A 12,707-nucleotide genomic window follows, 5' to 3' on the forward strand; every position below is an offset into this window, starting at 1 on the left:
GTAAACTAAAAACCGAATACCGTAAACCGAACCACCGCACGAACATGCAGACCCCCAGAACTACCCCCAGCCGCAAATCAAAGCGCATGCAGTACGATCCCGCAACCATCTATTCCATTCTGGATGCAGCCCTGTTTTGCACGATCAGTTACGCCGTCGACGGTCAGCCCTGGTCATTGCCCACGGCTTTCGCCCGCGATGGCAATCGGTTGCTGATTCATGGCTCCGTCGGTAGCCATTTTATCAGGGAAATGGAAAAAGGCATTCCGGTTTGCATTTCCGTGACGTTGCTCGACGGCCTGGTGCTGGCCAAATCCGGTTTCAGCCATTCCGTCAACTACCGTTCCGTTATTGTTTTTGCCAGGGGCGAAAAAGTGGAGGATTATGATCAGAAAGTTCACGCGCTGGCCTTGATTACGAATCAGTTGATTCCGAATCGCTGGGCGGACCTGCGTCCGGAAACCGCCAGCGAGGTTCGCAAAACGACGGTTTTATCGTTTTCGCTGGAAGAAGCCTCCGCCAAAATCCGAACTGGCGGCCCCCTCGACGAACCCGAAGATCAGACTTTGCCGATCTGGTCGGGCGTCATCCCCCTCGAAACCGTCCGTCGGGCGGCCATTCCCGACGAATCGAGCGTTTCGTTGCCACTGCCGGATTACCTCCGCTGAGGTACGCTCAGCAACAAATATGCCTGAACGTCCAAGTTGGTAGAGTAGGAATTGAGATTCCTGATATTTAGAAGAAGTCCGGCGGTTTTCCATCCGGACTTCTTTCGTATGAACCCCGGTAGATCCGTTTCGGCTGGGGTGGATTTGTTATGCAGGTTTCGCCAACCGGTCGGGAGGCAAATCCAACTTTGACGCAGCACCTTATTGACCTTTCCTACTTCCATGCAAAACCGAAGAGATTTTCTGAAACAGGCGCCCTCGCTGGTTGGCTTATTGATGAGCATCCCATCCCTGGCGCAAAGCAACAGCGTCGCTCCAAAATCCATCATTCTCCGCTCCTCGTGGCAAACCGTTAACATCGGTGACATTGGCCACACCCCCGGTGTGCTGACGTTACTGGAAAAATACCTGCCCGACGTGAGCGTTCGGTTATGGCCGTCCAGCGTCGATAATGGCGTCGAAGCCTTGCTAAAACGCCGGTTCCCCAAAGTTCCCATCATTACATCGCCGGACGAAATCGCCACCGCTTTCAAGGAATGCAGCTTTTTGCTGCATGGCTCCGGGCCGTCGCTGGTGGCGCGCAAGGATGTAGAACGCTGGCGGAATGAAACCGGCAAACCGTACGGCATTTACGGCATCACGTTTCCGGGCGTCTACAGCGATGATCCGAAAGCTGCGGCCAAAGCGTCTCCGCTGGACGTGGAACTGCTTACCAACGCCCGGTTTGTCTTTTTCAGAGACTCGGTTTCGCTGGAGCTGGCCAAAGCCAACGGCGTTTCCTGCCCGGTGATGGAGTTTGCACCCGATGGGGCCTTTGCAGTGGATTTGCGAAACGACGCAGCGGCCACCACTTTTTTGAAGGAGAACGACCTGGAAGAAGGCCAGTTTCTATGCGTCATTCCCCGGCAACGGTTTACGCCCTACTGGGAAATCCCGAGCAAAAAAACACCCTTCGACGGGAAGCGCCAGGCCCGGAATCAAGCCATGATCGAGCATGACAATGCTCCGCTCCGGGAAGCAATCATCGCCGTGGTCCGGCAGACATCGATGAAAATTCTGATCGTTCCCGAAGACGAAACGCAGGTAAAAACCGGCAAGGAAATTCTCTACAACAAGTTACCCGACGATGTAAAGAAAAAAGTCGTCTGGCGGGATCGCTACTGGCTCACCGACGAAGCCGTCAGCACCTACCTCCGTTCGGCGGGTTTGTTTGGACTCGAAATGCACTCGCCCATCATGTGCATTGGCAACGGCATTCCGGCCATCGTCTGCCGGTTTGCCGAACAAACCAGTAAGGGCTTTATGTGGCGCGATATTGGTCTCGGGGACTGGCTGTTCGATGTGGATAAGGAACAGGATCTGGCCGGTATTGTCCCCGCCGTTTTGGCGATGGCCAAAGATCCCAAAGCCGCTAAAGCCAGGGCCCAGAAAGGCAAAAAGTTCGTCAACCAGCGGCAACGGGAAACGATGGCGGTATTGCGCAAAGCACTGGTCGTATAATGATGGCGTTCGGACCCGTTCCACGGGGATGCAGATTTTATTGCATCCCCGTGGAGCGGCCATCTATCTGTTACCGGTAATTTTCTATTCTACCAAGCACGCCCGGCATGAAAGTACGTACGCGTTCCGCCGGCAGAATTAGTGTCAACCGCAGCAGCGGAGTTGTCAGAGAGGCCGGCATCGTCTTTCTCAGGGTAGCCATTCAGCCCTCAATTCAAAAAGACGAGGAACGTGCCGGGAACCGTTGCCCGGAACCGGATGCGGTCTTCGGCAAACGAAACCGGGAGTTCCAGCGGAAAATGATCGTACCCGATCAGGCCATCCTGCACAAAAAACCGCTTTTTCAAATCCGGTCGGGCCACCGCTGCTTCACCGAATAACTCAATTGGGGGCTTCTCCGTCAGGTACTCCCGGGGAATAAAGTAAAACAACCCCAGGGTTTTCATCCCGTTTTTTCAGCCAGTTTCAACGTGAAAACCGTCTCCGCTCGTCGATTTTTCCGAAACCGCTTCTTCACGATTGGTTTAAAACCGCCCGTTAAGTTGGCACCGCTTTCCGGTTCAATGGCACCATCGGCCCAGCAGAGCCTGTCGCCGATCCAGGTGTTCAACCGCCAACAAGACTCAATTTGCCCTAAACGACGGCCCAACGTTGATCGGCGGGTTGACAGGTTTGATTGGTGAGCAAATACCAAGGTTCCTTCCCTCGACCCAGACCAGATACGACTACCCATAAAGCTTGTTGAGGAGAATCGGGATGCGTAGGCCCGGGCTGCGGATACTCTCGGGCTTTTCGACCACACTCTCCTCCCACAACAGGACGCCAACCTGCCGCTGTTAGTGCAAGGTGCGTGCGGCCGTAAAAGGTGGAGACTTCTCGCCGAGCTAACAGGCCATCAAGCTGCTGAGCGAGGGGGTGAACAAACTCATCATCCAGTTGGTCGGTAAAATAATGAGTTTGTGACTTGATTGCGTCGGCACAGACGCCGAATTTACGGAGTCCCTGGCCATAAGAAAACCTTCCGGTTAGTTGTTCGCACTCCTACTTTCGGAAGGTTTTCGCCGTTAAAATAGAGGCATCAAACTTTGGGACAACTCCTGTTTATCAGGCACTGACCGGGTTCCGGCAATTGTTTTATGACCGGTTTTATCACCCTTATTCTTCGATATAATAACCGAAGATAATTCCCATTTCGTCCTCGCTGGAGAGCCCGAAATTCACGTTTTTATTGGTTGTATTATTGTAGGTTATCTCCGAAACCAACGCGTCTCCTTTGGCTAATTGAATTGGTGTTGTGAAGGTTTTAATTTCGGGATGTTCCCAATCCGTTGACGTATAAATTATCTCCCCGTCACGCGCTCCCCCTTTGATTCGGATCACAAACTTTTCCCCCAGCTTGTGCGTGTGCGACGTTAAAACCAGCACTTTCACCGGCTTAGACATGGTAAACGTTTTCGTCAGTGTCACTCGCTTATTCGCCGGAATGTCCAAATCCGTATTGTTGAAATCCATCGTTTTGACAACCGTTTTCACCTTGGATTTATCCGTCGTATACAGATTTATATACACTTCGCCCGTAATAGGACTGGCGGTTTTATTGACATAGTGCGAATTCATGTCGACGGTTGCGTTAGCCGGAAGCATCAGCGCCGTTCCTTCCGGAAAAACGTAGTCGATATAGGGGGCCTGTACGCCGATAAAATAGACGTGATTCTGCATCGACAGCGCCGTCTGGATATTGTACGAATTATCCGGATTACGTAAATCCCGAATCTGATTCACGGCCGGTAGGTTCTGGTTGTTCCGGAAATTATAGATCACAAAATGGTGACTGTTGGGCCGCATTTTAACCTCAAACCGGTTGATATACATATCCTGCGAATTGCCAACCGATTTGCGGATAAACAGTTCCCGTTCAAAATTACCATTAATCGAAAACGGTTCCAGCCGCATCTGAAGGCCCTGGCTGGCCGCTGGCGGTTGCAACGCTTCAAAACTGTCGGGAAGGGTGCTCGGTGTTTGATCATCCAGCAAGGTCGAATCAGCCACGTTGCCCGTTTCCGGCGCACCGGCTTCAATCCACCGCCGGACGAATTCGATTTGCCCAACCGTCAGCAGCTCTTTTCCGAGCGGCATCGGATTGCCGTAATTAGCCCCGCTATGGTGGCTGGCCGCTGCGTTCAATTTGTGGTACAGCAGACTTTCCAGGGCCGCAAACGGTTTGACCCGCAGCAGGCCATTGGCTTTGGCGGTGGTGTTGGTGGGTGCCACCCCAACCAGGTTTTTATACGCCAAACCAGCAGCCAGCACCAATCGATGCTGGTTGAACGTGCCATCGCTCTCGGACGAATGACAGCCCGAAACCGCACAGGTGGGGGTCAGAATCCGGCGTTGTAACTGATCGAGTGTACTGACCACGGGCGTCGGTTCAGCATCGGGGCCGTCATCGGATTTCTGGCAGGAAGAAACCCCGATGCCAAGACCCAGGGCGGCCAGAAGGCTCCATTGAAAGATCGAAAACGTATACTTCATGCAGTAGAAAGGCAGTAGTGGGTGACTAAAATAGGCTTGTCAATCCAGGGCTAACGACCCGGTTCCGGCTTATTCTGCGCCGAATTTAAAATTTCAGGATAAAATCCTGCCGGGGTTGCTGCTTTCGAAAAAAGACCATGCCAATGAAAAACAGATCGATCGAAACGGTTACGGCCGGATAAGCCTTGATCGCGTTCCAGGCCTGTTCCATTTCTTTCGACCAGTGAATATCGTCAAAAATAAAACAGGAATCGTTATGGGCTTTCGCCAGACTGGTTTCAAAATATCGCAGGGTAGGCTCGTAGCGATGATTGGCATCAAAAAAAGCAAAATCGATCGCGTCGACGGTTCGCAGCCGCTCCTTCAGCGTTTCGTCCAGATTGCCCGGAATGATTTCGATATTCGAACGATTCAGTTTTCGAAAGTTGCGGGCGGCTACCTCGGCGGTTTGCGGACAGCCTTCAAACGTCAGAATCCGGGCCGTTGGGGCTGCAACGGATTCATACAGGGTGGTGATGCCGAGCGACGTTCCCAGATCGATAATGGTATGCGAACCGAATCGCCGGATCAACCGATACATTAACCGGCCAAACCGGGCCGGTTTCTGCGAATTTTTAGCGATATCCCGGATTGACCGTTCGCGCGATGCGTTGATCCGCGACCCGGCGCCGAAGTCCGTAATCTGGATGGTGCGGGTATCTTTCAGCAACTCCCGCTGCAAGGCACGGATGGGGCCAAAAGCGGGTTCATCCGGATTATCAGCGCGAATGATGTGGGAATAGAGATCGAAAATGAAGGGCGAATGCAGGGAATGGGCTCCGCGGGCCTTCAGGAGGAAATTCAAATAAGCACGAATCAAGTAATCAAAACCGCTACGGCGGATCGTTAACAGGTCAAAACTAATTCAATCGGTAGGGAACGACCATCGTGAATTCCGGGATATTGACCCGGAATTGCTTCCCGTCAATAATCCGTTCCATCAGATAGGTTCCGCCCATTTTGCCCAGACTCGAGCGCAGGTTGCAGCCCGACACGTATTCGTGGGTTTCGCCCGGTTCCAGGATGGGTTGCTGGCCCACCACGCCCTCGCCTTCCACTTCACGGGCCGACCCATTGGCATCATAAATGATCCAGTGGCGACGCAAAAGCTGAACCGTTGAATTTCCCTCATTCGTGATGGCAATCCGATAGGTAAATACAAAATGCGCCTGCATCGGACTGGAGTATTCGGGTTGGTATTCGGCCATAACGCTGACCTTGACGCCGTCGGTAACTGCCGATATCATGTTAAAAAGCCATTATTTAACTACCTTAAAACGAAAATTAAATTCAAGAGTTTATAAATCCAAAAACCGCCATCAATTATTTTGCGAATGCTCTACTTTTGTTCCGAAATCATAAGCAGCCGTCGCCCGAAATCGACCGGTTGCTTTGACCTGATCATCCAATCCTATGAAGGTTGCTATTGAACCCTCCTGGCAGCAACGGCTGCACGATGAATTTGAAAAACCGTATTTTACCCAACTAACCGAGTTTGTCCGGTCCGAGTATGCGGCCTACCGTTGTTACCCGCCGGGCAAATTGATTTTCAATGCCTTTGACAAATGTCCGTTCGATCAGACAAAAGTCGTTATTCTGGGCCAGGACCCCTATCATGGCGAAGGGCAGGCCAATGGCCTGTCATTTTCGGTCAATGACGGGGTGACCAAACCGCCTTCGCTGGTAAACATTTTCAAAGAAATTGAAGCAGACCTGGGAACGCCAATCCCCAAGTCCGGCAATCTGGAACGCTGGGCGGTGCAGGGCGTCCTGCTCCTCAACGCAACGCTGACCGTTCGGGCCAATCAGGCCGGTTCGCACCAGAACAAGGGCTGGGAAACCTTTACCGATGCGGTTATTCGACGGCTGTCGGATGAAAAAGAAAATCTGGTTTTTCTCCTTTGGGGCGCTTACGCCCAAAAGAAAGGAGCGGTTATCGATGCGCAAAAACACCTGGTATTGAAAGCCAAGCACCCCTCACCCATGGCCGCCCAGTGGGGAGGCTGGTTTGGCACGCGGCATTTCAGCCAGACCAACGCTTATCTGAAAAGCAAGGGGCTGAAAGAGATCGAGTGGTAAGGCGGGGAACGGAAAAGGGAGGCCGGAAAAATCATGTACGCTTTTCCGGCCTCCCTTTTTGTTCAATCCTGGTTTGCTCGCTTATTCGATAATCCGGAACAGGCGGTTCCAACGAATTTTGTTGAGGACACTTTCCGGATTCGGATCAATGGACATCCAGATGAACACCGCCTTGCCGACAATATGGTCTGCCGGTACAAAACCCCAGTACCGCGAATCGGCGGAATTATGGCGGTTGTCCCCCATCATGAAGTAATAATCCTGTTTAAACGTATACGAGGTAATGGCTTTCCCGTCAATTTTAACGGTTTTTTCGGCCAGTTCCACCTTTTCATTGTCTTCGTATTTCTGAATAACCGGCCCGTAGAGCGCGATATTTTTCTCATCCAGCTGAATCGTAACGCCTTCTTTCGGAATGGTGATCGGGCCGTAATTGTCCACGTTCCAGGGAAACAGCGAGGATTGCGGATAAACCGGCTGGAACGGATTCACCGAGCCTTTGGGGGTATTCAGCGCTTCAATGCCCTGCACAAAATCCTGTTGCTTCAGCAGGGCCGCGGTTTCCGGAGTGGTATGAATACGGTATCCGGACACATCATTGGCCGCAATCGTGTCATTATAGGTTTCCGTACTTTGCTCATAATCCGTGATATCGTAGCGTTTAAATACCTTGGCGCTGACCACGGAATTGGTTTTGAGGAAGTATTCCGTTTCTGATTTAACCGGGTCCGGGAAGGCGCTGCCATTCACGAACACCTGGCGATCCCGCACCTCTACCACATCGCCGGGCGTACCGATGCACCGTTTGATGTAGTTGGTTTTCAAGTCCGTCGGATACTCTTCGGGCGGGTAATTGAAGACCACCACGTCCCCCTGCTTGACCGACGAAAAACCGGGTAAACGGTACTGGGGCAGCTGAATCCAATCGAGGTACGACGGAATGTCGGTGCCCCAGATTTTCTGGTGGGTCAGCGGTACCTGGAGCGGAGTCTTGGGAGTCCGGGTGCCGTAATGAAGTTTGCTAACAAACAGAAAATCACCCACTAACAGGCTTTTTTCCATGGAAGGTGTCGGAATGGTAAAGGCTTCCATGAACAGCCAGCGGATCAGCGTTGCCGCCACCACCGCAAACACAATCGAATCAACCCACTCGCGAAACGGCGATTTTTTCTTTACGGTTTTCGGGGCAGTCGATTCCTGATTTTTAACAATTGACATACTTTGAGAAATAATGAATCATGAACAAGGAATAATCATTAGCGTCGCTATTCTCGCTTCAAAATTCGGTTTTTGATCGTTTTTGACTTATACCGTTGCGGTTTCTCCCAGTAAATCTTCCATGCCGAAAACCCCCTGTTTGCCGACCAGCCACTCTGCCGCCACAACGGCCCCCAGGGCAAAACCCTGGCGACTGTGAGCGGTATGTTTAATTTCAATATCGTCTACGTCGGATTCGTACCGGACAACGTGCGTTCCGGGAACCGTCCCTTCCCGCAGCGACTCGATGGGCACCGCATCCTCCTGTGGTTCAACCTCGTTAATCCAGCGTTTTTTCGCGGGCAGCTGGTCAATGATTCCTTCGGCCAGGGTAATGGCGGTTCCGCTCGGGGCGTCCTTCTTTTCCGTATGGTGAATTTCCGTCATGGAAACATGGTATGACGGATAACTTTTCATAAACCGGGCCAGAATTTTATTCAGCCGAAAGAACAGGTTGACACCAATGCTGTAATTCGACGCGTAGAAAAACGCGCCGGCCGTTTCGCGGCACATCGTTTCGATTTCCGCCCGATGATCGAGCCAGCCCGTTGTTCCGCACACGACCGGCCACCCCCGTTTCAGGCAATACCGCAGGTTTTCTTCGGCCGATTCCGGCGAGCTAAATTCGATGGCGGCATCGACATCGGTTTGGCCAAGCGTTTCCAAATCGGCCCGGTTATGCACATCGATCCGGCCCACAATTTCGTGCCCCCGTTCCTGCGCAATTTTCTCGATGGTTTTCCCCATCTTCCCGTAACCGAGTAAGAGTACTTTCATTCTTTTTTTGTTTATCGTTTCTGGGGCATGGTCCGGCACCGATTGGTCGTTTGATCCCGGTCTGCCCTCTCCTTTATGGAGCGGTTTATTTAAATTGAAACGCCACCCGCACGCCCGGCACCGGCAGCCCACCGGTAGCCGGCAGCAGCAAATCGGGTTTTACCTGCATCGTCAGGTCCTCCGAAACATCAAAGGTTTTAAGGTGCGCCGTCACGTTGGCTTCAATGACATTCACCCCCCATAACAGCGCCATTCCCAGGTAATTGTAATCCCGGTACCGGGCCGAAAACCGGGCGGCCCGTTCCAGTTGGGACACCGTAATGGGTTCTTTAAACCCCGGGACCTCGGCCGTCTGATTTGGGCTATAATTCGCCTTGATGCCATATTCCCGGTACATTTTGTATTGATCCCGGTAATAGCTCGAAAAGTAAATCAACGTGCCGAAACCGGCGTAGATAATCGGGACTTTCCACCAGTGACCGTTGTGAATCTGGCCCAGACCGGGCAAAATCGCCGAAAGCCGGGTTGCTTTTTTGGGGACAATTTTGCGGATCTTCGCATTTTGTTTGGCCGTTAGCAGCACCGTGTCGGCAACCGGTTTCCCCAATGAATCGGCAACAAGCCGTGTCGACGTTGCATACGGCAGGGTATCCCGTACAGAAGCGGCCGGATTTTGACCGAAGGCCCCGGTGCCCAACAGCATCAGAAGGCCCATCCATACGTAGTGCTGCCACTCCATTTGTTTTCCTTTCCGGTCTCCGGTTTTCATAGCGTCATCGGTTCTTCATTCTTTATCAACGAACAAAGGCCTCCGAAAAAACCGCATTCCGAAAAATTAACATTTTTTAAGCCTTATAATTCAGGACATCCAGAATGCGGTTCATTTCATCCTGTGACCCAAACGGAATTTTTATCTCCCCCTTGTTCTTGTCGTCGGCTTTAATGGAAACCTTCGTTCCGAACATGGACGAGAGCTTAAACTGCAACCCCCGGATTTCCTGCTTAAACGGCGTCGAACGGCGTTCCGGTTCAGCCTCCGGTACGGTGGAGAGGTTTCGGACGGCTTCTTCCACGCGCCGGACCGACCAGTCTTCCTCAATAATTTTGTTGAAAAGCTTGATCTGGATCTCCGGATTATCGACGTTGATAATGGCCCGGGCGTGGCCCATCGAAATTTTGGTATCCCGCAAAGCGGCCTGAATCACGGGCGGAAGTTTCAGCAACCGGATGTAGTTGTTCACCGTCGTGCGGTTTTTCCCCACGCGGGCGCCCAGTTCTTCCTGCTTCAAACTGCATTCCGAAATAAGCCGCTGGTAACTCAGGGCAATTTCTATGGAGTTGAGATTTTCGCGCTGAATGTTTTCGATCAGGGCCATTTCCAGCATCTGCTGGTCGTTGGCCTGGCGGACATAGGCCGGCACGTTCACCAAACCAATCAGTTTCGAAGCCTGCAAACGACGTTCACCGGCGATCAACTGGTATTGGTCACGCCCCAGCTGCCGCACCGTGATGGGCTGGATAATTCCCTGCACCCGAATCGACTCGGCCAGTTCCATCAAAGCATCTTCATCGAACCGGGTCCGAGGCTGGAACGGATTGGTTTCGATATGGTTCACGCTGATTTCAGTCATCGTCGAAATCGACTCATACGGCGACGGCTTGGACGTCCGGTTCACCTGGTCGCTGTCGTGCAATAAGGCTCCTAATCCTCGGCCCAGCCCTATCATTTTTTTTGGATTACTTTTTGCGTTCGTATTATCCATGACTGACTAAATTCTTGGTGTCTTTATACGGTCTGATCCTGGGGTAACCGGCCATTTTTGGCCAGAATTTCCCGGGCGAGATTCAGGTAGCTGATCGCCCCTTTGCTGTCGGCATCCTGTGCCAAAACCGGCAACCCAAAACTTGGCGACTCGCTCAGCCGTATGTTGCGGGGAATAATCGTGTTAAACACCATTTGCTGAAAATGCGCTGTCACTTCGCCGACAACCTGGTTCGACAAGCGAACGCGCAGGTCATACATCGTGAGCAGAATGCCTTCAATAGCCAGGGAGGTGTTCAGCCGCGACTGAATAATCTTGACCGTGTTCAGTAATTTACCGAGTCCTTCGAGGGCGAAGTATTCACACTGTACCGGGATGATCACCGAATCGGCCGCTGTCAGGCTGTTGATGGTAATCAGGCCCAACGATGGCGAGCAGTCGATAATGACAAAATCATAATCTTCTTTCACATCGTACAGGGCTTCCTTCATCTTTTCCTCCCGGTTTTTGAGATTGATCATTTCAATCTCGGCCCCCACCAGATCGATATGCGACGGCAGCAGGTCCAGATTCGGAAAATCGGTCTGAATAATGGCATCCCGGGTCCGGATGTCTTCGATCATGCACTCGTAAATGCTGTTTTCAATCTCTTTCGGATTATAACCAAGGCCCGAGGTGGAATTGGCTTGCGGGTCGGCATCGACAATCAATGTTCGAAATTCGAGGGCCGCCAGGCTGGCTGCCAGATTGATCGTTGTCGTAGTCTTTCCGACGCCCCCCTTTTGGTTGGCAATAGCGATAACTTTACCCATGGGTTTGTTCGTTGCAGCCCCAAATATCAGCAGATGGTTCGTCTAATGCAAGGAACGTTTCACGGTTTTTTTTCAATGTTCCACAGCGGGGAGTTAAAAGTTAAAAGTTAAAAATTAAAAATAGGAGGAGCACTTAACTTTTAACTTTTAACTTTTAACTTTTAACTGTCTCAGGCCCAGACCTGGGTGCCTTCGGTGCAGTTTTTACACATTTCAATTCCGGAGCGGGAATGGATCAGGGTCTGGCGAAACTGCCGGTAGGGTTCGCTCGCCCACAATTGTCCGAAGGTTTGTTCTTTGAGGTCGCCCAGCCGGTAATGAGCGTCTTTGTCGAAGCAGCAGGGCACCACCAGGCCATCCCAGGTGATGACGCAGGAGTGCCACATTTTCCAGCAATGGCCGTCCAGCGCGTTCTTGATGGCGTAGGTCCCGTGGGCGGTTTTCTCGTAGCGCGAGTATTTATCGATGGTCGGCATCAGGTCCGAACCGTGCTCAAAGTCGTAAATCTGGGCGGTTTTCAGCGCCACCTCGTCCACGCCCAACTCCCTAGCAATTTTATACACCTCGTCGATCTGGTGCTGATTCGGCTTGACCACCAGAAACTGAAAAATAACGTGGGGCGTTTTTGATTTCAGCTCTTTTTTCCACTTGATGATGTTCTTCGTGCCTTCCAGCACCTTATGCAGCTTCCCGCCCACGCGGTATTGCTGGTACACCTCCTGCGTGGTGCCATCAATGGAAATAATCAGCCGATCCAGCCCCGACTCCACGGTTTTCCGGGCGTTGGCGTCGGTCAGGTAATGGGCGTTGGTTGACGTACCGGTATAAATTCCTTTTTTAGACGCGTACCCCACCAGCGTCAGAAAATCGGGGTGTAAATACGGTTCACCCTGAAAATAAAAGGTAAGATACAGGAGCGTATCCGCAATTTCGTCGATGGTCCGCTTGAACAGGTCGGCAGGTAACATGCCGGTTGGCCGGGTAAAAGACCGCAAACCACTCGGGCATTCGGGACAGCGTAAATTGCAGGAAGTGGTGGGTTCAAAGGAAATGGCAATCGGTGAACCCCGGTGAACGGCTTTTCCGGTCCATTTCGATTCGTAATAACTCGACAAAACTTTTAACGCATTCCAGGCGCGTTTCGGGGTTACTTTCGAGAAAAAATTCAGTCCGTCGGTAATATTACGGTTCATGTGGATCAGTCAGAATACGAACAAAAGTAAAGGAATCGTGATCGAATCGGGCCCTTTCAGCCGCGAAAATTACCGGAAACAAGGCCG

Annotated in this window: 13 protein-coding genes; 3 read left to right on the plus strand and 10 right to left on the minus strand. The window is 51.9% G+C overall.

Going from position 1 to position 12,707, the window contains the following annotated elements; all coding sequences use genetic code 11:
- Positions 1–44: 44 nt before the first annotated feature.
- Positions 45–668 (plus strand): pyridoxamine 5'-phosphate oxidase family protein, encoded by a 624-nt coding sequence (locus ACFPMF_RS04375; protein WP_379841493.1) that lies wholly within the window; start codon positions 45–47, stop codon positions 666–668.
- A 222-nt stretch (positions 669–890) separates the two neighbouring features.
- Entirely contained in the window at positions 891–2,168 is a 1,278-nt protein-coding gene (locus ACFPMF_RS04380) for a polysaccharide pyruvyl transferase family protein (RefSeq protein ID WP_379841495.1), read from the plus strand.
- 209 nt (positions 2,169–2,377) lie between these two features.
- Here ACFPMF_RS04380 and ACFPMF_RS04385 read toward each other — a convergent pair whose 3' ends face one another.
- From ACFPMF_RS04385 to apaG, 4 genes are all read right to left on the minus strand, one after another.
- A complete protein-coding gene (locus tag ACFPMF_RS04385) occupies positions 2,378–2,614 on the minus strand; it encodes a hypothetical protein (protein ID WP_379841497.1) in 237 nt (78 codons plus the stop codon).
- A gap of 709 nt (positions 2,615–3,323) precedes the next feature.
- Positions 3,324–4,700 (minus strand): monooxygenase, encoded by a 1,377-nt coding sequence (locus ACFPMF_RS04390; protein WP_379841499.1) that lies wholly within the window; start codon positions 4,698–4,700, stop codon positions 3,324–3,326.
- An 85-nt stretch (positions 4,701–4,785) separates the two neighbouring features.
- Entirely contained in the window at positions 4,786–5,544 is a 759-nt protein-coding gene (locus ACFPMF_RS04395; RefSeq protein WP_379841501.1) for an O-methyltransferase, read from the minus strand.
- Positions 5,545–5,599: 55 nt separating this feature from the next.
- Positions 5,600–5,986: a Co2+/Mg2+ efflux protein ApaG gene (gene apaG / locus ACFPMF_RS04400; RefSeq protein WP_379841503.1), complete on the minus strand. Its 387-nt coding sequence runs from the start codon at positions 5,984–5,986 to the stop codon at positions 5,600–5,602.
- Positions 5,987–6,152: 166 nt separating this feature from the next.
- Between apaG and ung the strand changes: the two genes are divergently transcribed.
- The gene (ung, locus tag ACFPMF_RS04405) at positions 6,153–6,818 is read left to right on the plus strand and encodes a uracil-DNA glycosylase (protein ID WP_379841505.1); all 666 of its coding nucleotides are present in this window, start codon (positions 6,153–6,155) and stop codon (positions 6,816–6,818) included.
- 81 nt (positions 6,819–6,899) lie between these two features.
- Here the strand turns inward: ung and lepB are convergent, their stop codons facing one another.
- From lepB to ACFPMF_RS04435, 6 genes are all read right to left on the minus strand, one after another.
- On the minus strand, positions 6,900–8,036 hold the full coding sequence (lepB, locus tag ACFPMF_RS04410; protein ID WP_379841507.1) for a signal peptidase I: 1,137 nt from the start codon (positions 8,034–8,036) through the stop codon (positions 6,900–6,902).
- 87 nt (positions 8,037–8,123) lie between these two features.
- Positions 8,124–8,852, minus strand: coding sequence for a 4-hydroxy-tetrahydrodipicolinate reductase (gene dapB / locus ACFPMF_RS04415; RefSeq protein ID WP_379841509.1), 729 nt, complete (start codon positions 8,850–8,852; stop codon positions 8,124–8,126).
- 85 nt (positions 8,853–8,937) lie between these two features.
- The gene (locus ACFPMF_RS04420) at positions 8,938–9,621 is read right to left on the minus strand and encodes a DUF5683 domain-containing protein (protein WP_379841511.1); all 684 of its coding nucleotides are present in this window, start codon (positions 9,619–9,621) and stop codon (positions 8,938–8,940) included.
- Positions 9,622–9,697: 76 nt separating this feature from the next.
- Positions 9,698–10,615, minus strand: a complete 918-nt coding sequence (locus tag ACFPMF_RS04425) for a ParB/RepB/Spo0J family partition protein (RefSeq protein WP_379841513.1) — start codon at positions 10,613–10,615, stop codon at positions 9,698–9,700.
- A gap of 23 nt (positions 10,616–10,638) precedes the next feature.
- Positions 10,639–11,427, minus strand: coding sequence for a ParA family protein (locus ACFPMF_RS04430; RefSeq protein ID WP_379841515.1), 789 nt, complete (start codon positions 11,425–11,427; stop codon positions 10,639–10,641).
- A gap of 170 nt (positions 11,428–11,597) precedes the next feature.
- Positions 11,598–12,620, minus strand: a complete 1,023-nt coding sequence (locus tag ACFPMF_RS04435) for an SPASM domain-containing protein (protein WP_379841518.1) — start codon at positions 12,618–12,620, stop codon at positions 11,598–11,600.
- Positions 12,621–12,707 lie beyond the last annotated feature (87 nt).

Source organism: Larkinella bovis (assembly GCF_042655385.1).
Lineage (GTDB): Bacteria > Bacteroidota > Bacteroidia > Cytophagales > Spirosomataceae > Larkinella > Larkinella bovis.